General features: G+C 61.6%; 22 protein-coding genes and 2 tRNA genes. 12 read left to right on the top strand and 12 right to left on the bottom strand.

What is annotated here, in order from left to right; translation table 11 throughout:
- From ACS3QZ_RS10160 to purD, 4 genes are all read right to left on the bottom strand, one after another.
- A complete protein-coding gene (locus ACS3QZ_RS10160) occupies nucleotides 1-1,590 on the bottom strand; it encodes a peptidoglycan-binding protein (RefSeq protein ID WP_456037728.1) in 1,590 nt (529 codons plus the stop codon).
- A 25-nt stretch (nucleotides 1,591-1,615) separates the two neighbouring features.
- Nucleotides 1,616-2,236 carry a LuxR C-terminal-related transcriptional regulator gene (locus ACS3QZ_RS10155; RefSeq protein ID WP_456037727.1) on the bottom strand — a complete coding sequence of 207 codons (621 nt, stop codon included), beginning with the start codon at nucleotides 2,234-2,236 and terminating at the stop codon, nucleotides 1,616-1,618.
- Nucleotides 2,237-2,308: 72 nt separating this feature from the next.
- Nucleotides 2,309-2,896, bottom strand: a complete 588-nt coding sequence (locus ACS3QZ_RS10150; RefSeq protein ID WP_456037726.1) for a hypothetical protein — start codon at nucleotides 2,894-2,896, stop codon at nucleotides 2,309-2,311.
- A gap of 1 nt (nucleotide 2,897) precedes the next feature.
- Nucleotides 2,898-4,160 carry a phosphoribosylamine--glycine ligase gene (gene purD, locus ACS3QZ_RS10145; RefSeq protein WP_456037725.1) on the bottom strand — a complete coding sequence of 421 codons (1,263 nt, stop codon included), beginning with the start codon at nucleotides 4,158-4,160 and terminating at the stop codon, nucleotides 2,898-2,900.
- 75 nt (nucleotides 4,161-4,235) lie between these two features.
- On the opposite strand from purD, the gene xseA reads away from it, so the two are divergent.
- On the top strand, nucleotides 4,236-5,726 hold the full coding sequence (gene xseA, locus ACS3QZ_RS10140; RefSeq protein WP_456037724.1) for an exodeoxyribonuclease VII large subunit: 1,491 nt from the start codon (nucleotides 4,236-4,238) through the stop codon (nucleotides 5,724-5,726).
- A 76-nt stretch (nucleotides 5,727-5,802) separates the two neighbouring features.
- On the opposite strand, the gene ACS3QZ_RS10135 is transcribed toward xseA, so the two are convergent.
- Together ACS3QZ_RS10135 and ACS3QZ_RS10130 are read right to left on the bottom strand one after the other, a co-directional pair.
- Entirely contained in the window at nucleotides 5,803-6,195 is a 393-nt protein-coding gene (locus ACS3QZ_RS10135) for a hypothetical protein (protein ID WP_456037723.1), read from the bottom strand.
- Nucleotides 6,196-6,233: 38 nt separating this feature from the next.
- Entirely contained in the window at nucleotides 6,234-7,268 is a 1,035-nt protein-coding gene (locus ACS3QZ_RS10130) for an alkane 1-monooxygenase (RefSeq protein ID WP_456037722.1), read from the bottom strand.
- Between the two features lie 262 nt (nucleotides 7,269-7,530).
- On the opposite strand from ACS3QZ_RS10130, the gene rpmG reads away from it, so the two are divergent.
- The 3 genes from rpmG (at nucleotide 7,531) to ACS3QZ_RS10115 (ending at nucleotide 8,700) form a co-directional block, all read left to right on the top strand.
- A complete protein-coding gene (gene rpmG / locus ACS3QZ_RS10125) occupies nucleotides 7,531-7,698 on the top strand; it encodes a 50S ribosomal protein L33 (RefSeq protein ID WP_007814563.1) in 168 nt (55 codons plus the stop codon).
- 110 nt (nucleotides 7,699-7,808) lie between these two features.
- Complete coding sequence (locus tag ACS3QZ_RS10120; protein WP_456037721.1) at nucleotides 7,809-8,375, top strand: GNAT family N-acetyltransferase; 567 nt, start codon at nucleotides 7,809-7,811, stop codon at nucleotides 8,373-8,375.
- 31 nt (nucleotides 8,376-8,406) lie between these two features.
- Nucleotides 8,407-8,700 (top strand): DUF4342 domain-containing protein, encoded by a 294-nt coding sequence (locus ACS3QZ_RS10115; protein WP_456037720.1) that lies wholly within the window; start codon nucleotides 8,407-8,409, stop codon nucleotides 8,698-8,700.
- Nucleotides 8,701-8,771: 71 nt separating this feature from the next.
- Here the strand turns inward: ACS3QZ_RS10115 and ACS3QZ_RS10110 are convergent, their stop codons facing one another.
- Complete coding sequence (locus tag ACS3QZ_RS10110) at nucleotides 8,772-9,509, bottom strand: Bax inhibitor-1/YccA family protein (protein WP_456037719.1); 738 nt, start codon at nucleotides 9,507-9,509, stop codon at nucleotides 8,772-8,774.
- Between the two features lie 142 nt (nucleotides 9,510-9,651).
- Nucleotides 9,652-9,858: a DUF1127 domain-containing protein gene (locus tag ACS3QZ_RS10105; RefSeq protein ID WP_093090686.1), complete on the bottom strand. Its 207-nt coding sequence runs from the start codon at nucleotides 9,856-9,858 to the stop codon at nucleotides 9,652-9,654.
- A 127-nt stretch (nucleotides 9,859-9,985) separates the two neighbouring features.
- Here ACS3QZ_RS10105 and ACS3QZ_RS10100 point away from each other — a divergent pair, with 127 nt between their 5' ends.
- The gene (locus ACS3QZ_RS10100; protein ID WP_456037718.1) at nucleotides 9,986-10,879 is read left to right on the top strand and encodes a LysR family transcriptional regulator; all 894 of its coding nucleotides are present in this window, start codon (nucleotides 9,986-9,988) and stop codon (nucleotides 10,877-10,879) included.
- 20 nt (nucleotides 10,880-10,899) lie between these two features.
- Here the strand turns inward: ACS3QZ_RS10100 and ACS3QZ_RS10095 are convergent, their stop codons facing one another.
- Nucleotides 10,900-11,862, bottom strand: a complete 963-nt coding sequence (locus tag ACS3QZ_RS10095; RefSeq protein ID WP_456037717.1) for an NADPH:quinone oxidoreductase family protein — start codon at nucleotides 11,860-11,862, stop codon at nucleotides 10,900-10,902.
- A 309-nt stretch (nucleotides 11,863-12,171) separates the two neighbouring features.
- Between ACS3QZ_RS10095 and ACS3QZ_RS10090 the strand changes: the two genes are divergently transcribed.
- From ACS3QZ_RS10090 to ACS3QZ_RS10080, 3 genes are all read left to right on the top strand, one after another.
- The gene (locus ACS3QZ_RS10090; protein WP_093090680.1) at nucleotides 12,172-12,537 is read left to right on the top strand and encodes a helix-turn-helix domain-containing protein; all 366 of its coding nucleotides are present in this window, start codon (nucleotides 12,172-12,174) and stop codon (nucleotides 12,535-12,537) included.
- A gap of 57 nt (nucleotides 12,538-12,594) precedes the next feature.
- Complete coding sequence (gene hisN, locus ACS3QZ_RS10085; RefSeq protein WP_456037716.1) at nucleotides 12,595-13,389, top strand: histidinol-phosphatase; 795 nt, start codon at nucleotides 12,595-12,597, stop codon at nucleotides 13,387-13,389.
- A 117-nt stretch (nucleotides 13,390-13,506) separates the two neighbouring features.
- Nucleotides 13,507-14,841, top strand: coding sequence for an 8-oxoguanine deaminase (locus ACS3QZ_RS10080; protein WP_456037715.1), 1,335 nt, complete (start codon nucleotides 13,507-13,509; stop codon nucleotides 14,839-14,841).
- A 47-nt stretch (nucleotides 14,842-14,888) separates the two neighbouring features.
- Here the strand turns inward: ACS3QZ_RS10080 and ACS3QZ_RS10075 are convergent.
- Together ACS3QZ_RS10075 and ACS3QZ_RS10070 are read right to left on the bottom strand one after the other, a co-directional pair.
- Nucleotides 14,889-14,963 (bottom strand) — tRNA-Gly (locus tag ACS3QZ_RS10075).
- A 155-nt stretch (nucleotides 14,964-15,118) separates the two neighbouring features.
- Nucleotides 15,119-15,193 (bottom strand) — tRNA-Gly (locus ACS3QZ_RS10070).
- A gap of 123 nt (nucleotides 15,194-15,316) precedes the next feature.
- Here ACS3QZ_RS10070 and ACS3QZ_RS10065 point away from each other — a divergent pair.
- The 4 genes from ACS3QZ_RS10065 (at nucleotide 15,317) to ACS3QZ_RS10050 (ending at nucleotide 17,684) form a co-directional block, all read left to right on the top strand.
- The gene (locus ACS3QZ_RS10065) at nucleotides 15,317-15,685 is read left to right on the top strand and encodes a hypothetical protein (protein ID WP_456037714.1); all 369 of its coding nucleotides are present in this window, start codon (nucleotides 15,317-15,319) and stop codon (nucleotides 15,683-15,685) included.
- Nucleotides 15,686-15,715: 30 nt separating this feature from the next.
- On the top strand, nucleotides 15,716-15,856 hold the full coding sequence (locus ACS3QZ_RS10060; RefSeq protein WP_456037713.1) for a hypothetical protein: 141 nt from the start codon (nucleotides 15,716-15,718) through the stop codon (nucleotides 15,854-15,856).
- 92 nt (nucleotides 15,857-15,948) lie between these two features.
- Nucleotides 15,949-16,812 carry a glycosyltransferase family A protein gene (locus ACS3QZ_RS10055; RefSeq protein WP_456037712.1) on the top strand — a complete coding sequence of 288 codons (864 nt, stop codon included), beginning with the start codon at nucleotides 15,949-15,951 and terminating at the stop codon, nucleotides 16,810-16,812.
- 32 nt (nucleotides 16,813-16,844) lie between these two features.
- Entirely contained in the window at nucleotides 16,845-17,684 is an 840-nt protein-coding gene (locus tag ACS3QZ_RS10050; RefSeq protein WP_456037711.1) for a glycosyltransferase family 2 protein, read from the top strand.
- Between the two features lie 51 nt (nucleotides 17,685-17,735).
- On the opposite strand, the gene pyc is transcribed toward ACS3QZ_RS10050, so the two are convergent.
- The gene (gene pyc, locus ACS3QZ_RS10045; RefSeq protein WP_456037710.1) at nucleotides 17,736-21,179 is read right to left on the bottom strand and encodes a pyruvate carboxylase; all 3,444 of its coding nucleotides are present in this window, start codon (nucleotides 21,177-21,179) and stop codon (nucleotides 17,736-17,738) included.
- Nucleotides 21,180-21,385: the final 206 nt, after the last annotated feature.

The raw sequence follows: 21,385 nt of genomic DNA, 5'->3' as shown, positions 1-21,385 counted from the left end.
TTAGTGATCGTAAGCCGGATCGCAGAAGCGGAACCGGGCCTGTGCCTCTGACGGGATGCCCATGGCCTGCAGCAGGGCCGGTGTTACGCGCCCCTGTGCCGTGGTGTCGCCGGTCAGCCGGTTTTGTGCGGTTTGAATACCTTCGCGGGTGTTGGGGCCGGGGGCGCCGTCGGGGCGGCCCACATTGATGCCGAGATCGTTGAGCTTGCCCTGAACCATGCGCACCAGTTCGGGATTGGCATCATCCAGAGCGCCGCAATAGGCCAGAGGCATGCCAATCTGGTCCGGGGTCAGCGGCACATCGCGGAACAGGTAGCTTTCATCCTTGTAGAACTCGCGGACATAGGCGAGCAGCGCGCCGCGATGGGCATAGTCGCGGATGGCGATGCCGAGCTCTGCGTTGTCGATGCCAACGGCGATGTCCAGCATCTGGTTGTAATATTTGAGCGCGGGGTCCTTGGGCATCATCTCGACCTGGCCATAGGTCTCGAATACGCAGCGATTGCTGTCGCAAATCTCGACCTGCCATGTCCCGGCGTTGCTCTTGTGACCCATGCAGGCAAAGTTGCGCCCGGTTTCGAAGGTAATGAAGGACAGCGCGTCGACCTGAAGATTATGCACGAGGTCCATGCTGTCGACCTTGTAGGTCGAGCGGAAGCTTTGCCCGCAATAAGCCAAAGCGGCGGCGCGGGTGGCGGTGAGCCGGCCCGGCAGGGGCTGGTTCGGGGCGGCGGCCCAGTCAAAAAGGAAAACATGTTCCCCGGCGAGATCGAGCGGGGTGAGCGTGTACATGTCCTCGGGGGCGGTGGCGAACATGCGGTCCATCAGGCCGATGGACACGCCGGACCCGAGGAAGAAGCTGGTCACGGCATTGGTCGAGCGAGACAGGATGGCAAGAATCTGGTCGACCTCGCCCGCCGAATAGTCGCGGCGGGGCAGGCTGATCGCGGGTTGGTGCACGCCAATGCGCGCGCTCACATGGGCAAAGCGGCGGGGAAAGAAGCGGCCCTCGTAGCTGGTGTAGCCGCCAAGAAACATCAGCGTGCAGGCGCTTTCACAGGTGGCGTTGGGGCCGACGACGGTGACGAAGTTTTCCGACCGTATGATTTCGGCCAGCCGCAGCGCCTCGGCAAAACTGCCGCCCGGCGAGTCGAGGGAAATCACGTTGGCAAAGGGGCAATAGCCGGGTGCGCGGCAGTTGCTGAACCCGCCTGCCTTGATCAGCCTTTGCAAAACCTCGGCGTCGCCTTTTTCGATCTGTCCTGAGAGGTGGATCACGCGCCCGGCCTGCAGACTTCCGACGGCGGCAGGAATGAGCAGGGTTTCATAGCTGTGCGCACCGTCCGAGCGGATTGCGTTACCCCGAAACACCCAGTCCCAATCCTCTTGTACCCCTTCCAGCGTGGGTTTGGAGGGGCCAAGGCCCTGAATGAAGCCAATCGCCTCGGAATAGGTCTGGTTCAGGTCGAGAAGCTGAAACCGGGGATCGCCATATGGGTTGGTGGCGCGGATTTCGAAAGTTGCGGCCTGTGCCGAAAGTGCGGTCAGGAAACCGATCAGAGTCAGAACCGCCCCGAATAGTCTTGTCATGGTGGGGTCTCCCTGGCTTGGGGGATCAGCGGGCCGAGAACTGGTGCCCGGCGTTGATCACGTGATCGCCGCTGATCGCGCCGAGCGACTGGAACAGTGCGGCAGTGTTGGTGGCCCCGAATTTCTTCAGGAGCTTGGCGCGGTGCACCTCGACGGTGCGGTTGGACATTTCCAGCACCTTGGCGATTTCCTTGGAGGTCATGCCTTCGCTCATCAGCGAGAACACCTCGCGCTCGCGGCGGGTGAGTTGCTGATAGGGGCGGGTGTCGGAGAGGTCGGCAAAGCTCCAGACCGCGCGCATCAGCGGGTCTTCGGGGGTAAACGTATGGCCGCGCACCCGGCACCAGAACATCTCGCCGCCATTACGCATCATCACGCGCTCGTCCCAATAGATGCCGCCTTCGCGCAGGCAGTCGACGCCCCGGTTGCGGATATTGGCGAATTCTTCCTGGCTGGGATAGAGGATGGCGAAGGTCTGGTCGCGCAGGGCCGCGCGCTCATAGCCGAACATGGAGGCAAAGGTCTGGTTGCAGTCTCGGATCACGCGGTTTTCGGTCACGACGATGCCGACCGGCACGAAATGAAAGGCCAGATCGGTGAACTCGCCGCTTTGATAGGCATCCGCAACGGATGGCATGTCGGACATGGGTCCGGCTCCCATATTTTCTCCCCTGAAGGGCAGGTTACTGTGCGTATGGTGGACTGGCAAACGCTTTGCTCAGGGTGTTTCTTCGACCTTGCCCCCGGCCATGTAGATCAGGATTGACGGGAGCAGCGTAACTGCGATGCGCGGCGGGCGTTTCCACGGGTTATAGGCCCGGATCAGAAGGCCGCCAAATAGGGTCAGACCCAGAAGCGGAACCGCGGCCTCGGTCAGGCGGCTGGAGGAAATGCCGCTGAGAAGTGCGGCGGTGAAAAGCCCGGCCCCGGCGAGGGCTGACAGAAGGCCGACGGCAAAAATCGCCTTGCGCGCGCGGCCATGTTCGCCGAACAGGATTTGTTGGTCAGGGAGGGTTTCTCCCAGTGCGTTGACCAGCCCGTGAAAGGCGGTGAAGTCCTCCGTAAGATAGGCGTCTCGGCTTGGCAGGTTGGCGTTGATGGGGTGCGTTTGGTCACCGCTCATCAGGTCAAGCCGCCAGATCATTCGGCCATGAGATTTGTAGCTGACAAAAGCCGCGTCGGTGACACTGGCCAGCGGCAGAGACCATTCCGCGCGGCTGTCCTTGAGACAGGTGAGGGTTTCCGCCTCCAGCCGGAACACCCGTTCGGAGCGAACGGGCGCCGGACGGAAGCGGAACTCGGCCATGTCAGAGCGCCCGCCAGCCGATATCGCGGCGGAAGAAGCCGCCGGGCCAGTCGATCGCGTCGACCATGGCATAAGCGCGGTCGCGGGCCTCCTGCAGGCTGTCACCCCGCGCCGTCACGTTGAGCACACGGCCCCCAGAGGCGGTGATGGCGCCGTCCCTGGCGGTGGTGCCGGCGTGGAAGACCATGTTCATGCTGTCCTCGGGCAGGGCATCCAGCCCCTTGATTACCGAACCCTTTTCGTAAGAACCGGGATAGCCGTTGGCGGCCATGACGACAGTGATGGCATGATCATCGGCCCAGTTTACCTCTACCCCGGCAAGCCGTTCTTCGGCGGCGGCATGCATGAGGTCCATGGCCTGTGCCCCAAGGCGCATCATCAGAACCTGGCATTCCGGGTCGCCGAACCGGACGTTGTATTCCACAAGGCGTGGCTGGCCGTCCTTGATCATGAAGCCGGCATAGAGCACGCCCTGATAAGGCGTGCCGCGCCGTGCCATTTCGTCGATCGTGGGCTGAATGATCTGATCAAGCGCCTTTTGTGCCACCTCGTCGGTCAGAACGGGGGCCGGGGAATAGGCGCCCATGCCGCCGGTGTTGAGACCGGTGTCGCCTTCGCCGACGCGCTTGTGATCCTGTGCCGTGCCGATGGGCAGCGCGGTCTTGCCGTCGCAGAGGATGAAAAAGGAGGCTTCTTCGCCCTCCATGAACTCTTCGATCACCACCTCGGCGCCCGCGCCGCCAAAGGCGCCGCCGAACATGTCGTCGATGGCGTCCAGAGCGGTTTGTTCGTCCATGGCCACGATCACGCCCTTGCCCGCGGCCAGCCCGTCGGCCTTGACCACGATGGGCGCGCCCTGTTCGCGGATATAGGCGCGGGCAGCGTCTGCGTCGGTGAAATGGCCATAGGCGGCGGTCGGGGCGTTGGCCGCGTCGCAGATTTCCTTGGTAAAGCTTTTGGAGGCTTCGAGTTTCGCGGCGGCCGCAGAAGGGCCAAAGACGAGGATGCCCGCCTCGCGCAGGCGATCGGCCACCCCGGCAGCAAGCGGTGCCTCGGGGCCGACGATGACAAAGTCGATGGCGTTTTCTTCGGCGAAATTCACCACCGCGCCGCCATCCATGATGTCGATCCCGGCGCAATCGGCGATCTGGGCGATCCCGGCATTGCCCGGCGCAACGATCAGCTTGTCGCATTTGGGGTTTTGCAGGACGGCCCATGCCAGCGCATGTTCCCGTCCGCCGCTGCCGAGAATGAGAATGTTCATGGGGGGTGCCCTTCTGCTTGGCCTTCGGTTGTGCGCGTTCTAAGCTGTGGGACGCAGAGTGACAAGCGAGGCCAAATGTCCGACCTCATCGATTCCCCCATCGAAGGCGAAAACGCCCCGGAATTCTCGGTTTCCGAGATTTCCGGCGCCTTGAAACGCACGATCGAGGGCGCCTTTGGGCGCGTGCGGGTGCGGGGCGAAGTGGGGCGGGTGATGCTGGCGCGCTCGGGGCATCTCTACTTTGACGTCAAGGATGACCGGTCTGTGATCGCCGCGGTGAGTTGGAAAGGGCAGGTGAGCCGCCTGTCGATGATGCCCGAAGAGGGTATGGAGGTGGTGGTCACGGGCAAGCTGACCACCTTTGGCAGCCAGTCCAAGTACCAGATCAATGTCGATGACGTGACCGTCGCGGGCGAAGGCGCGCTGATGGCGATGCTGGAAAAGCGCAAAAAGGCTCTGGCGGCCGAGGGGCTGTTTGCCGAGGAGCGCAAGCGGCCCTTGCCCTATCTTCCCGAGATCATTGGCGTGGTCACGTCGCCGAGCGGTGCGGTGATCCGCGACATCCTGCATCGGCTGCGCGACCGGTTTCCGCGCAAGGTTCTGATCTGGCCGGTCGCTGTCCAAGGCGAGCAATGCGCGCCTCAGGTGGCGCGCGCGATCGAGGGTTTCAACCGTTTGACGCCGGGTGGGGCGATGCCGCGCCCGGACCTCCTGATCGTGGCCCGGGGCGGTGGCTCGATCGAGGATCTTTGGGGGTTCAACGAGGAAATCGTGGCCCGTGCGGCGGCGGCTTCCGAGATTCCGCTGATTTCGGCGGTGGGGCACGAGACAGATACCACGCTGATAGATTTCGTGTCGGATCGGAGGGCGCCCACCCCGACGGCGGCGGCGGAGCTTGCGGTGCCTGTGCGGCTGGACCTGCTGGCGTGGGTGGATGAACAGGGCGCGCGGCTGACGCGTGCCATGGGCAATGCTGTCGGGCAGCGCGGGCAGCGGCTGCGCGACGTGGCGCGCGCCTTGCCGCGGGTGGACGCGCTGTTGCAGACGCCGCGCCAGCGGCTGGATGAGGCGTCAGATCGTCTCCCCCGCGCGCTGGTTGCCGGGGTTCAGCGGCGCAAGGTCACGCTTTCCGAGGCGACGGGTTCCCTGCGGGCCAGCACGCTGCGGCGCATGATCGAGGGCAAACGCGAGGCGCTCTATCGCCGTTCCGACCGGTTGCGCACAGATGCGTTGGTGCGTGAAATAGATCGCCGCAAGGACAGGATCGACGACCTGCACAGGCGGCTGGAGGACGCCTATTTGCGCCGGATCAGACTGCAGCAGGACAAGCTGGCAGGACTTGAGCGCATGCGCCAGACACTGGGCTATCACGCGACGCTGGAGCGTGGTTACGCCGTGGTGCGCGGGGACGGCGCGCTGGTCAAGACCGCGAAAGCAGCAAAAAAGGCGCAGGTACTGGAAATCGAATTCGCGGATGGCAAGCTGACGCCGGGCGGCGCGGCCACCGCTGCGCCAAGAAAGCCGGCCAAACCCAAGGATACGCCGGAACAGGGCAGCCTGTTCTGACCCGCCTCTTCATTTTGCCGAAAATACTCCGGGGAATCGCGGCCCCGCCGCGATGGGGCAGCGCCCCTCTTGCCTGTCAGACCCCCACTTCCGGGCCAAGACAAAGCATCTCTTCCCCGGTGGATTCGATCTCGTAAAGCGTGCGCCCGCCGGGACGGTTTTCGAACGTCGCCGTCAGGCCGCGACTGCCCAGGAAGAAACTCCAGCATTGCGGGCTATCGCTGTCTTCGTAGACAAAGCAGATCTGCTGATTGTCCTCGTACCAATACCCTTCTTTGCACTGACCATCGAGAAAAGACCATCTGACACGTCGGTCAGGCAGGTATTCTTCAACACCATAGCGCTGACCATCGGCCGCAAAGAAGAGGGTCTTTCCCTCGGCATAGGCTTCGAATTCGGTGGCCGTCATGGGCGATTGCGCCCAGAGCGGCGCGGCGAGGAGGCTGAAAAAGAGGAACGCGCATTTCATGGCTCCATGCTGCCAAAACCCGTCCGTGCGATCCAGTCTCAATCCCGGGGCGCGCGCAAAGCCGCCACTCGCGGATCCATCACGCGCCGCCAGAGGGGCGGCCAGAGCGCCAACGCGCCCATGGCCGGAAGAGAGCGGGGCAGGGTGGGCATGGTGTCGGCGTCAAGGCGCAGCGAGGGATAGCTGCGCAGCGGGTGCATGTGGTGATCTGAATGGCGTGGCGCATTCAGCATTAAGGCCGAAGAAAAGAAATGCGGTGCGTTCCAGCTATGGGCAGAAGAGACCGGTTCCGGCTTGCCCATGTCACTGACGGCGCGGGTCAGGCCGTAATGTTGCACGTAGTCCGACACCAGAAGCTGCATCTGGGCATATCCTGTCACAGTGATCAGCGCGACGAGACCCGCGGGGCCGAAGAGCACCCCGGCAATGCCGCAGGCCGCGAGAGCGCCGCCGATATAGACGATATAGGGGTGGGTCCACAGCTGCGCGCGGCGGGTGGCGCGGGCGCGCAGGGCGTTTTCTGCCCTGAGACCTTCGATAAAAGAGCCTATCCATGCGCGGGGCCAGAATCGGTAAAAGCTCTCGCCGTGCCGTGGGCTGTTGGGGTCGCGTGGGGTGGCGACCCAGACATGGTGCACGCGGGTATGGGCTGACGTGTGATGGCCAAAGAGCAGGCTGGTATAGATCAGCATGCCCAGCCGCCGCGGCCAGCGGGCCTGTTTGTGGATCAGCTCATGCGCGTTGGGGTTGCTGACCTGCCCGAAGAAGATGCCAAAGCCGAGGAAACAGGCAAGCCGCTCGGCCCATCCGAACCCGCCTGCGCCCGAGATGGCGTAGACGGCAATCAGGAGAAGCGGGAAGTGCGCGAGGCCCAGAAACACGGCCAGCCCCTCGCCCACCGGGAATTCACCATTGCTTTTACGCCGCGCCGCAGCCCCCTGGACCAGGAGATCGACGGCGAATGCAAAGGCGGTCAGGTAAACAAGCGCCAGCACCGACCAGAAGCCGCCCAACATCCCGGCGGCCAGCAAAAGGGCGACGGGCGTGGTGGTGGCAAGCGTGAACCAGAGCATGACGATTCCCGGACAACGGCGAAAATTGCAGTATTTGCCCACAAGGGTGCCGGGCAGGCAAGTCGGCCGCAGCGGCAAGGTATGCCTCCAATGCGCCGGACATGGCTTGTTTTCGTGGGGATCGTGTCGAATTTGCGTAAATACGCAGGGTCGCGAAAAATCTTTGGCCGGGGCCATTGACTCGGGGGCGGGCATCAGTAAAAGGCAGGCTTCATGAGAATTTCACGGGGCGGTCTGTCTGCCTCGGCGCAGGAGAAGACAAATGGCGAAGCCGACGACCATCAAGATCCGTCTGAACTCGACCGCGGGCACGGGCCATTTCTACGTGACCAAGAAAAATGCGCGCACCATGACCGAAAAGATGGTCGTACGTAAGTACGACCCGGTGGTGCGCAAGCATGTCGAGTACAAAGAAGGCAAGATCAAGTAAGATCCCCCCTTTCGACACATGCAAAAGCCGCGCCATCCAAGGCGCGGCTTTTTGCATTTGAAGACCCCGGTCGCGCCCTGAACCCCAAGAAAAATTTTCAGGATGCCACCATGTCCCAATATTTTAGTATTCGCCCCGCCTCGATTTCCGACAGGTCCGATGTGACGGCGTTGCTGCGCCGGTCCTACCCGCAGCTGTTGCCCGATGACTATGACGCCCGTCTCTTGCGCGACGCGCTGCCTCTGATCACCACGGCGCAGCCTGCCCTTCTGGCCTGTGGTACCTATTTCGTGGCGCGTTGTCCCGAAAGTGGGGGGATCGTGGGGGCGGGCGGCTGGACCGATCTCAGCCCGGCGCGCGGCATTTACGGTCCGGGACAGGGTCATGTGCGGCACGTGGCAACCGACCCGGATTGGTTGCGTCGCGGTGTGGCTGCGGCGTTGATCGCGCATACGCTGGCTTCGGCGCGGGAGATGGGCATGACGCGGATGCATTGCATGAGCACGCTGACCGCGCGGTCGTTCTATACGGCCATGGGCTTTCGCCCCGTCGGCGAAATCGAGCTTACCCTGGCACCGGGGGTGTATTTTCCTGCCGTCCAGATGGTGCGAGACCTGGAAGACCTGCAAGATGTTGACGGGTGTCATGGCGCCGTTACACCGGATGCGGTTGGATAGGCGTGGTATTTGCAGAAAGGAGCGCATTGGCATGTCAGACGAAAAGAAACCCGATTGGATCGAAGAGATCGAAGTGGCTGGGGAAAAGCTGGTCGAAGAGGTCAAACGGATTGCGGCAGAGGGCAAGGCGAGCCGGATTCGCATTTACGAGCCGGATGGCGATATCGCGGTCGATATTCCGCTGACCGTGGGGGCCATTGCCGGGGGCGCGGTTGTGCTGGCCGCGCCGGTGCTGGCGATCGTGGGCGCGCTGGCCGCGTTTGTCGGCAAGGTCAGGATCGAGATCGTCCGCGAGGACCCGCCTGAAGAAGACGGGGCGGTTTGAAATGCGTCTTTGCAAAAAGAAAAGGCCGGTCCCGAAGGACCGGCCTTTGTCTTGGTTGATATGTCTGCGCGTTACTCGCGATTGCCAAGCAGCTGCAGCAGGAACATGAACATGTTGATGAAGTCGAGATAGAGGTTCAGGGCCCCCATGATCGCGGCTTTGCCCAACCATTCGCTGTCGCCGTGATGGGCGTGCTGCAGGTAGGTGTTCTTGATGTTCTGCGTGTCATAGGCGGTGAGGCCGGCAAAGATCAGCACGCCGAGGATCGTGATCGCGAAGTGAATCGCGGGCGAACCGAGGAAGATGTTGATGATCGAGGCCACGAGGATACCGATCACACCCATGATCAGGAAGCTGCCCCAGCCGGAGATGTCTTTCTTGGTGGTGTAGCCCCAGAGCGACAGACCCGCGAAAGCGATCGAGGTTACAAGGAAGACCTGCGCGATCGAGAAGCCGGTAAAGGCCACGAAGATCCACGACAGGGACAGGCCCATGACAGCGGCAAAGGCGTAGAAGAACAATTGCGCGCCAGCCGCCGACAGGCGGTTGATGGCGGCGCCAAATGCAAACACCATGATCAGCGGTGCGAACATGACGATCCAGCCCAGAATGTTGGGGCTGAGCGTCACCGGATCGCGGAACATGCCCAGCAGCGCGGGCGACGTGCCCACGGCCCAAGCCACCGCAAAGGTGATCAGCATGCCCACGGACATCGTGCCGTAGACCTTGTTCATGTGGGCGCGCAGCCCTTCATCAATCTGGGCCGCGCGCGCGCCTACGCCGCTCCGGATTGTGTCAAATTCAGCCATTCAAGCCTCCGATATTGAACTTTTGGGCCGCCCGATCGCTCGGGCAGCCGTCACAGATGAATATCGGTGAGATGATGGGGCTTTTCAAGGATTACACGTGCGAGAAACGCGAAATAGATTGTTGAAAAGCCGCGGGGCTGGTTTAGCCGCGCCAGTTGGTCGGGACATCCCAGACCGGGCGCTTGAGTTCTGCTTCCACATCCGCACGGGTCAGGCCCAGATCCTTCAGCGCAGCAGCATCAAGCCGGTTCAGCGCACGACGCTGGCGCATAACGGCGGCAGCTTTGGTGATGGCGCTGGTGTCAAACGAAATGCCGAACGAACGGCCGATTGTGCTGAGAAGGGTCATGGCGTGTTCCTTTCCTGATCTGCGATGAGTCTTCCATGTTTCATCAAATTGCTTGATGTATATGGAGGAGTGTGGTCTATTTTAAAAACGAATAGTTGTGACGTGATGCATCAAGGATGTTGATGAAATGCGAAATCTCGACGTAACGACCCTGCGCAGCTTCGTGGCGGTCGCCGATCTTGGCGGTGTGACGCGGGCCGCGGGGTTCCTGCACCTGACCCAATCGGCGGTGTCGATGCAGTTGAAGCGGCTGGAGGAACTGATCGGTGTGGCGTTGCTTGACCGTTCCGGACGGGGAATTGCCCTGACTCCGGCGGGTGAGCAGATGCTGGGCTATGCGCGGCGCATGGTGACGCTCAATGACGAGATCATGCGGCGATTGACCGACGATACCTTCGAGGGGGAAATTTCGCTCGGAGTTCCCCATGACATCGTCTACCCGGTTATTCCCCGTGTATTGCAGCAGTTCAATGCGGCCTTTCCACGTGTGAAGGTGCATCTGGTGTCGTCCTTCACACGTGCGCTCAAGCAGCAGTACGAAAAGGGCGAGATGGACCTGATCCTGACCACCGAAGCGGAAAAGCCGGAAAGCGCAGAAGGGCTGTGCCAACTGCCGCTGGTTTGGATCGGGGCGCCGGGGGGGGCGAGCTGGCGGCGGCGGCCGATCCAGTATGCTTCGGGGCGGCAATGCGTTTTCCGCGCACGGGCAATAGGATCGTTGGACAAGGCCGGGATCGAATGGGAATCCGCGCTGGAAACCGAGTCCGACCGGACGGTGGAGGCCACGATTGCGGCCGACCTGGGGATTGGGGCCATGATCGAGGGGACCGAGCCGCAGCAACTCGAGGTGATCGACCACGGCGGCGCTCTGCCCGACCTGGGTGAGCAGTATATCAACATGTATGGGGGCGACGCGGCGAAGGGCGACGCGATCGCCCATCTCGCCGGTTTGGTCCGTAAGGGGTTCCGTCCGATCTCGACCCGACAGGAGCATCCGGTACGCCTCGGGGTGGTGCGCTGAGCCCCCCCGAGGCGCAGAGGTCAGTCTATTGTCACAACCACTTTGCCGGTCGATTTGCGGCTGCGCAAAAGCTCATAGGCTTCTGCGGCCTGTTCGAGCGGCAGGACATGGCTGACATGCGGGCTGATCTTGCCTTCGGCATACCAGCGGAACAGCGTGGTCATGCTTTCTGTGATGACCGAGGGTTTAAAGGCCATGTAGCCGCCCCAGTAGAGGCCCATCACGGTGAGGTTCTTGACCAGCAGGTGGTTGGCCGGGATTTGCGGCACGTCCCCCGAGGCGAAGCCGATGGGCAGCAGGCGTGCTTCGGGGCGGCAGGCGCGGAAAGCGGCCTTGAACTGTTCGCCGCCCACGGGGTCGTAAACGACGTCGGCCCCGCCGAGCGCCTTGACCGCGGCGCGGATATCGTCGGTTTCGGCGTCGATCAGGTGATCGGCCCCCATTTTGCGCGCCACTTCCAGCTTGTCGGCCCCGCGGGCGCAGGCGATCACGTTTGCGCCCATCAGCTTGCCGATCTCGACAGCGGTCAGGCCCACACCCCCTGCGGCACCCAGTACCAGCAGGTTTTCCCCGGGTTGCAGGCGAGCACGGTAATCCAGTGCCACGTGGCTGGTGCCGTAGGCAACCGGGAAGGCGGCAGCGTGCTCAAAGCTCATGCTGTCAGGCAGCGGGACGGCCTGGTTGGCATTGTAGCAGCCGTATTCGGCCAGTCCGCCTCCACCTCCGAACACCACAACGCGGGTACCGATGGCCGGGCCTTCGGTATCCGGACCCAGGGCGTCTACCTCGCCCGAAACTTCCATGCCAAGCACGAAGGGCAGCTGAGGTGTGTCCTGATAGGTGCCCTTGATCATGAGAAGATCGCCAAAATTCAACGCGCAGGCGCGGATCCGGATGCGGATCTGACCCTTGGCAGGCTCGGGGCGGGGAATGTCTGCGATGCTTGGGGGCGATTCGTGGGACGTGACCTGATATGCGCGCATTGTGATATGTTCCTCTGTCTGATGCTGTTTGATTACACAGCCTTGTGAACCCGTGTCAAAATGCCAAACCGATTTGCGCCAAATCGCGACACCGCGTCACGAGCCTGAAACAAGCATTGATTGAATGTGGTGCCTTTTCGTTAACCGCTTGCTTGTATCAATATTCTTGATTGCGTGGTCAAAGATGTTAAAGTGACGCATCGCTGTAGGGATGCGCGGCGACGTCAAGATGGTCTCACGTGAAGGGAGATGGGAACCGACGCGTGATGCGGTGAAAGCCGTATGAAAGTTATAAAGGAGTCGTGTGTGATGACGCACCCAGTAGATGTGCATGTTGGGAAACGCATTCGTCAGCGCCGGTGGTTGACCGGGATGACGCAGCAGCAGCTGGCCGAGCAGGTCGGCATCAAGTTCCAACAGATTCAAAAATACGAGACCGGCGCAAATCGCGTCAGCGCGTCACGGCTTTGGGACATCGCGGATGCTCTCGACGTTCCAGTAAGCTTCTTCTTCGAAGGGCTGGATGCGGAAGAGGGTGAACTGGCCAAGAAGGTGCCTGCGGACCTGATGGGGGACAAGGAAGCGCTTGACCTGATCCGCTCCTACTATGCGATCCCTGAGAACCAGCGCCGCCGCCTGTTTGAGCTTGCGCGGGTTTTAAGCGACGTAGCTTGAGTTTTCTTCCGCCCTGGGCTAGCGCAGAGAGTGTTGGCAAGGGCGAAGGAAAATCAAGTGAACCGGTCAGACACTAATGAAATTATTCGGGTGGCGCATGCGATGGCAGACGCCGCCCGAATTGCAATTCTGCCTCATTTTCGGGCCGCGGGCCTGACGGCGGAGAACAAGCTGGATGCCGGGTTCGACCCCGTGACGGTTGCAGACCGGGCCGCTGAGCAGGCCATGCGCGACATCCTTGCCGAAGTGCGGCCGCAGGATGCGATCCTTGGGGAAGAATTTGGCAACAAGGCGGGGACCAGTGGCCTGACATGGGTTCTGGATCCGATCGACGGCACGCGCGGCTTCATCAGCGGCACGCCGACTTGGGGCGTGTTGATTGCGTTGTCCGATGAAACCGGGCCGATCTTTGGCATCGTCGACCAGCCGTATGTGCAGGAGCGGTTTGTGGGTGGCTTCGGGTTGGCGCAGGTCAACGGGCCGACTGGCGAACACGCGCTCAGGACCCGGGAGACGCAGAATTTGGAAGATGCCATTCTGTTCACCACCTTCCCGGAGATCGGTACGGAGGCCGAGCGGCGCGGGTTCGAGGCGGTGGAGCGGCAGGTGCGGCTGACCCGGTACGGCATGGATTGCTATGCTTATGCCCTGATCGCGGCGGGGCAGGTCGACCTGGTGATCGAAGCCGGGCTTAATGCCTATGATATCCAGGCGCCGATTGCCGTGATCGAAGCTGCGGGCGGTGTCGTCACTGATTGGCAGGGCGGTCCGGTTCATGAGGGTGGACAGGTTCTTGCCGCCGCCAACCCAGAGTTGCACGCCAAGGCGCTGGAAAAACTTCAGAAGGGTTGATCTGCGCAAGTTGCAGCCGCTAAACTGGGGCTGCACCGAGTCCTTTGCCCGTCTTCTGTCGGTGCCCATTCACACTTCGTAACCGAAGCGGGCCATATGAAGTGTGAAGGGACCGTTATGGCTGAAACTCTCATCAAATCTTGTGAAACCGTTCTGACCATGGACGATGCGCGCCGAGAATTGTCGGCGTGCGATATCCGCGTTCGTGACGGGGTAATCGTGGAAATCGGAACAGGGCTGGAAAGCGACGGTGAAACCGTTCTGGCCGAAGGGTGCGTGGCCACGCCCGGATTGGTGAACACCCACCATCACCTTTATCAGACGCTGACGCGTGCGGTGCCGGGGGGCCAAGATGCGCTGCTGTTCGGGTGGTTGCAGACGCTGTACCCCATCTGGTCCAGATTCGGGCCGGAAGAAATGTTTGTCTCGGCGCAGATCGGATTGGCCGAGCTTACTTTGTCGGGCTGCACGCTGACGTCGGATCACCTGTATCTTTACCCCAACGGCGCGCGGTTGGATGACACGATTGCCGCCGCACAGGAAATCGGGATGCGGTTTCACCCGACACGCGGCGCGATGAGTATTGGCGAAAGCGATGGCGGCTTGCCGCCGGATGCGCTGGTCGAGCGTGAGGCGGACATTCTTAATGATGCGATCCGGGTGATCGACGCTCATCACGATGCGCGCGAAGGGGCCATGGTGCGGGTTGGCGTGGCGCCCTGTTCGCCGTTCTCTGTGAGCCGCGAGTTGATGCGGGATTCGGCCATTCTGGCGCGCGATAAAGGGGTCATGTTGCACACCCATCTGGCTGAGAATGATGAGGATATTGCTTACTCTCTTGAAAAATTCGGGTGTCGGCCCGGTCAGTATGCCGAGGAACTGGGGTGGACCGGAGCGGACGTCTGGCATGCGCATTGCGTCAAGCTGGACGGGCAGGAGATCGATTTGTTTGCGCGTTCCAAGACCGGGGTGGCGCATTGCCCCTGTTCGAATTGCCGCCTTGGCAGCGGTATCGCGCCGGTGCGCGCGATGCGGGATGCAGGTGTTCCCGTCGGGCTTGGCGTAGATGGATCAGCTAGCAATGATACGGGCAACCTCGTCGTCGAGGCGCGGCAGGCGATGCTTTTGCAGCGCGTGGCGCGCGGCGCGGACGCGATGAGCGCGCGCGAGGCGCTGGAGATTGCGACGCGGGGTGGGGCCGAGGTTCTGGGTCGCCATGATTGCGGGCAGATTGCCGTGGGCAAACGCGCCGATATCGCGCTTTGGGATGTGTCGGGCGTGGAGAGCGCGGGCAGCTGGGACAAGGCGGCGCTTTTGCTGGCCGGACCGACCCGCGTGCGGGATCTGTTTGTCGAAGGGCGTCAGGTGGTGCGGGATGGGACGGTGACAACCATCGACCTGCCGCGTGTGATCGAGTGGCAGAATGCGATGGCGCAGAAACTGGCTTCCTGAAACGCGAAAGGCGCAGAGCCAAGCTCTGCGCCTTTTCGAAGACCTATTGGAGCGGGCGAGGCGATTCGAACGCCCGACCCTAACCTTGGCAAGGTTATGCTCTACCCCTGAGCTACGCCCGCATCCTTAGGTGAGGCGTGAGATAGCCCCAGCGGCGGGCGACTTCAAGGGCAAAAATGAGGATTTTTTCGAGTGCGGTTGCAGGGTTCGGAAAAAGCGAAAAGGCGCAAGGTTGCCCTTGCGCCTTTTTCACTGTCCCTCGCGACTGGAGGTTTGTTGGAGCGGGCGAGGCGATTCGAACGCCCGACCCTAACCTTGGCAAGGTTATGCTCTACCCCTGAGCTACGCCCGCTTCCTTGGGTGAGGCGTGGAATATAAAGAGTCGGGTTAGGCCGCAAGGGGTAAAATGGTCTGGCGTCAAAAAAAATAGCGAGAACAGACGACGGAAAGGGGCGCGCTGCGCGTATGAGGTCATATGACAAATGAGGTTTCCAAATTCAGCCGCCGAGGAATTGTTCTGGGTGCACTGGCATGGCCCTTCGCTGGGTTGGCGCATTCCGGCCATGGAGTGGGATTCGTCGTGGCGGACGTCACCCTTCGGCGGGTGCGCGGCCAGACAGCGAGCCTGGTTGTCACCCTGTTCAACAGGGGAGAATCGGTCGTGAAGCTTGTTGGCGCGCAGGTGGATGGTGCCGCGGGAGCCATGCAGGCGGTCGAGCTCAGGTCCGGCGCGCTTGTGGAGGTTGATCTGGCAATGACCTTTGATGGGGCGGTGCCGGCGGTTTTTACGGTGGTTCTGGATTTTGCGGATCACGGAGAGATTCCGGTGGCGGTCTTTCGCTGAACGGGGAAGAAATTGAAGAGGACAAGAGGGATGTTCAAGGCAGAGAATGTACGGGTGGTCCTGCTGGCGTTTGCAATCATGCTGGGTTTCGCGGCAAGTAGCGATTTGCGGGCCGACCCCAGCCACCTGTGTCCGGGAGAGGGCATAGCCGTGCAGCTTGGAAGCGGTTGACGCGATTGCGAAAATACCGCCCGTGCGTGACTTGACCGTTCGGCGCGGCGTGGTAGGGACATGGGCAAGGAAAATTGCAAAGCCCCGAGCGCGTGTCCCAGAGATATATCATCACCCTGTCTTCCATTCCGCCGCGGTTTGGCCAGTTACGGCCAACGCTGGAAAGCCTGCTGAACCAGACGGTCCCTGCCGAACGGGTGATCCTGTATCTGAATCGCCGGTATCGTCGCTTCCCCGACTGGGACGGCGCGCCGCCCGAGGTTCCCGAGGGGGTCGAGATTCGCTGGGTGGACGAGGATTGGGGCCCGGCGACCAAGATTCTGCCCGCCTTGCGGGACTTTGCCGGTCAGGATGTGGACCTGTTTTTCTGTGACGACGACCAGGAGTATCGCCCCTATCTGCTGGAACGGATGCTGAAGGCACGGGCAACACGCCCCGAAGACTGCATCGCGATCAGCCCTATGGATGACTATCCCGCCCCTGTGGGGAAAGCCCGCCGAAGTGACAAGCGCCACCCGCATGTTCTGCGGCTTTGGAAGGCGACCAATGTCGGGTTTCATCTGCGTGACAAGTTGTGCCGGATCGGGGCATGGCTGAAAAAGCGCCCCCATGTGCAGCCGGCACGACGCAACATCCTGCGCCCCGGTTATGCAGACGGGTTCGAAGGCTGGATGGGGGTTTTGGTGCGTCCGGACTTCTTTGCCGAGGACGTGTTCGATATTCCGGAATTCGCATGGCCGGTGGATGATGTCTGGCTGTCCGGTCATGCGCGCCGCATGGGACATTGGCCGTGGATCATTGGCGGGTTCGGCGAGCCTATTCTCGAACCTTGGAGCGCAGAGGAACACAATGGAGAAACCGCATTGCACCGGGCGGTGTTCGGCGGATCGGATCGTGACGATTCCAACCTGGAAGTTGTACGTTATTTCCAGGAAACCTATGGCCTCTGGACGTGATCGCTCCCTGATGCGGTGAAAGGACCAAGCCCGTGCGCCCTTATGTGATCAGCCTGACCTCGATTCCATCGCGGTTTGCACATTTGAACCAAACCCTGAAGGGGCTGGTGAACCAATCGGTGCCGCCGCTGGCGATCCATGTCTATATCCCTGAGGCCTATCGCCGGTTTCCCGACTGGGATGGGTGGTTGCCCGAGGTTGTGGAGGGTGTAACGATCCGGCGTTGTACCCATGATTATGGGCCAGCCACCAAGGTTCTGCCCGCGCTCAGGGACTATGCCGGTCAGGATGTGGATATCCTGTTTTGCGACGACGAGATGCGCTATCCGCGGCGCTGGGCATCGTGGTTCCTGCGGCAAAGGCAGCGCCAGCCCGAGGCCTGTATCGCGCTGGTGGGTGAAGATATTGCCGATATTCCACGCGCAGAGCGGACCGACGCCGTCGCGCCAAGGCCGCTGGACCTGTGGAAGGTCACGAACCCTGAACAGTGGGTCAAGCGTGGAATCGAAGCCTTTGGGCAGCGCTGGCTGGGCTGGCCGATGCGCCATTTGGGGCGGCGGCTTTACCTGACCGGGGGGTTCCTCGACACGTTTCAGGGGTTTGGCGGGGTCATGGTGCGCCCGCATTTCTTTCCTGAGCAAGTGTTTGATATCCCGTCAGTCCTTTGGGCTGTGGACGACCTTTGGTTGTCGGGCATGGCCAAGGTTGAGGGACATCCGGTGTGGGTTATTCCAATGCGCCCATCTCCGAATTCCCACCCGCATTACAAAGCGGATGCGCTGCATGAAGCGGTGATCGACGGGCATGACCGTGATGAGGCAAACCTGTTTGCCGAACGCTATATGCGCGAACATTTCGGTATCTGGAAATGACAACGCCCCGCCGGGTCGGGCGGGGCGTGCGAGGTTGGCTTTCTACCGGGATCAGTCAAGTTCGACAAGGAGGTCCTTGGCGTCGATTTGGCCGCCTGCCTGAACGTGCAGGGCCTTGACTGTGGCGTCGCGTTCGGCGTGGATGCCGGTTTCCATCTTCATGGCTTCGATGGTCAGAAGAAGGTCGCCTTCCTTGACCTGTTGGCCGGCGCTGACCGCAACCGAGGCCACGACCCCCGGCATTGGCGCGCCGACATGGTTGGCATTGCCTTCTTCGGCCTTGGGGCGCTGGATAGTCGAGGACTTTACCAGACGGTTGGGCACGCGGATGGTGCGGGGCTGGCCGTTGAGTTCGAAGAAGACCTTCACTTCGCCGTTCTCGTCGGTTTCCCCCAGCGCCTGCAGGCGGATTTCCAGCGTCTTGCCGGGGTCGATTTCGGCGGTGATTTCTTCGCCGGGCTCCATGCCATAGAAGAAGGTTCGTGTCGGCAATGTGCGGACCGGACCGTAGGTGCGGTGGCGCCCCATGTAGTCGAGGAAGACCTTGGGATACATCAGGTAACCATTGAGATCTTCGCTATCGACCTTGAAGCCCTCGAGTTCCTCGACCAGCGCGGCGCGAGTGGCTTCGAGATCGACTGGCTCTAGATGTTTGCCGGGGCGCTCGGTGTTGGGTTTCTCTGACTTGAGCACTTTCTTGACGATGGTGTCAGGGAAACCGCCCGGGGGCTGGCCCAGGTTGCCGCGCATCATGTCGATGACCGAATCCGGGAAAGCGACGTCCGTCTTGGGGTCTTCGACGTTGGCGCGGGTGAGGCCCTGAGAGACCATCATCAGCGCCATGTCACCCACGACCTTGGAAGATGGTGTCACCTTGACAATATCGCCGAACATCATGTTCACATCCGCATAGGACTGAGCGACCTCGTGCCAGCGTTCTTCGAGGCCAAGGCTGCGGGCCTGGGCCTTGAGATTGGTGAACTGGCCACCAGGCATCTCGTGCAGGTAGACTTCGGAGGCCGGGGCCTGCAGCCCGCTTTCAAAGGCCGCATACTGACCACGCACCGCTTCCCAGTAGTTCGAGATTTCGCGCACGGCACCAATGTCGAGATCACTTTCGCGATCGGTGAAGCGCAGCGCTTCGAGGATGGAGCCAAGCGTGGGCTGCGAGGTGTTGCCCGAGAAGGCGTCCATGGCGGCGTCGACACAATCGACCCCTGCGCGCGCGGCGGCGAGAACGGTGGCAATGGCGGCGCCGGACGTGTCGTGGGTGTGGAAGTGGATCGGGATATCGACCGCATCTTTCAGGGCAGGGAACAGGACTTCGGCGGTGGGCACTTTCATCAGCCCAGCCATGTCCTTGATGCCCAGCACATGCGCGCCCGCGGCTTCCATTTGCTTTGCCATATCAACGTAATAGGCGATGTCATACTTGGAGCGCGACGGGTCGAGCGCGTCGCCGGTATAGCAGACGGTGCCTTCACAGATCTTGCCGTTTTCCTGCACCGCATCCATGGCAACGCGCATGTTCTCGACCCAGTTGAGCGAGTCGAAGACGCGGAAAACGTCGACACCAGTTTCGGCGGACTGACGGACAAATTCCTGCACCACGTTGTCGGGGTAGTTGGTGTAGCCCACGCCGTTGGATGCGCGCAGCAGCATTTGCGTCAGGATGTTGGGCATGGCCGCGCGGATATCGCGCAGGCGCTGCCATGGGCATTCCTGAAGAAAGCGATAGGCCACGTCGAAGGTCGCCCCGCCCCAGCACTCGACAGAGAACAACGGCGAGAGGTTGGCGGCATAGGCCGGGGCCACCTTGATCATGTCGATTGAGCGCATCCGGGTAGCCAGAAGCGACTGGTGCCCGTCGCGCATGGTTGTGTCGGTAAACAGAAGCTGTTTCTGCGCCTTCATCCAGTCGGCAACAGCCTTGGGACCCTTCTCGTCAAGAAGGGTACGAGTGCCTGCCGGGGGCGTGTCCACGCGGCGTTCCGGGCAGCGGGCCGGTTTGAGGTCTTCGGCGGGCATCGGGCGGCCCTGCACCTCGGGGTGACCGTTCACCGTGATGTCGGCGATATAGGTCAGAACCTTGGTTCCGCGGTCGCGCCGTTTCTTGAACTGGAAAAGCTCCGGGGTCTCGTCGATGAACTTGGTGGTGTACTGGTTCGTCAGGAAGGTCGGGTGCTTCAAGAGGTTCTCGACAAAGGCGATGTTCGTCGAGACACCGCGAATGCGGAACTCGCGCAGGGCGCGGTCCATGCGGGCGATGGCCTTTTCCGGTGTCGGGGCCCAGGCGGTGACCTTGGTCAGTAGCGAGTCATAGTAGCGCGTGATGACGCCGCCCGCGTAAGCCGTGCCGCCATCCAGACGGATGCCCATACCGGTGGCCGAGCGATAGGCGGTGATACGGCCATAATCTGGAATGAAGTTGTTCTGCGGGTCTTCGGTGGTGATCCGGGTCTGAAGGGCGTGGCCGTTGAGGCGGATGTCATACTGCGAGGCTTTGCCGGTGGCTTCGGCGATGGATTTGCCTTCGGCGATCAGGATCTGGGCCTGAACGATGTCGATGCCGGTCACTTCTTCGGTGACAGTGTGTTCCACCTGCACGCGCGGGTTGACCTCGATGAAGTAGAACTTGCCGGTCTCCATATCCATCAGGAATTCGACGGTGCCCGCGCATTCATAGTTCACATGGGCGCAGATTTTGCGCCCCAGCTCACAGAGTTCTTCGCGCTGCGCTTCGGAAAGATAGGGGGCCGGAGCGCGCTCCACGACCTTCTGGTTGCGGCGCTGGACCGAGCAGTCGCGTTCGTAGAGGTGATAGATATTGCCCATCTTGTCGCCGAGGATCTGAACCTCGACGTGACGGGCGCGGGTGATCATCTTTTCAAGATAGCCTTCGCCGTTGCCAAAGGCAGCTTCCGCTTCGCGGCGGCCTTCGAGCACCTTTTCCTCGACCTCGTCGGGCCCGTGGATCGGGCGCATGCCGCGCCCGCCGCCACCCCAGGAGGCCTTGAGCATCAGCGGATAGCCAATCTCTGCGGCTTCCTTGCGGATGGCCTCCATGTCGTCGCCAAGCACCTCGGTCGCGGGGATGACGGGCACGCCAGCCTGGATCGCGACCTTGCGGGCGGATGCCTTGTCACCAAGCGCGCGCATGGTCGCCGCCTTGGGGCCAATAAAGGTGATCCCGTTGGCGTCGCAGGCGTCTACAAAATCGGGGTTTTCCGACAGTAGGCCATAACCCGGATGGATCGCGTCGGCACCGCTTTCCTTGGCGACGCGGATGATCTCGTCAATCGAGAGATAGGCCGCGACCGGTCCCATGCCTTCGCCAATGCGATAGGCTTCGTCCGCCTTGAAGCGATGAAGGCCAAGCTTGTCTTCCTCGGCAAAGACCGCGACGGTCTTTTTACCCATTTCGTTGGCGGCACGCATCACGCGGATGGCAATCTCACCACGGTTGGCAATCAGGATCTTGTTGAAGTCGGTCATGGGCAGGCTCCCCCCTCTTCGGTGTCTGTCCGGTTGTTCGCTGCGCGCACCCTAAGGGGGTGCTGCAGCGCAGCGCAATACCAAGTCCTACGGATTTTGTTACATTTCTGTAGGGTTTCGTTCCGCGTTCAGTCTTATGACACACGAATAAGTGACGTCACGCTCTTTGCGACCTGTTGATTACGATTTACGCCTGTGGCAGTTGT

The organism is Shimia sp. W99 (assembly GCF_053851455.3).
This window is presented reverse-complemented; position numbering and strand designations above follow the sequence as displayed.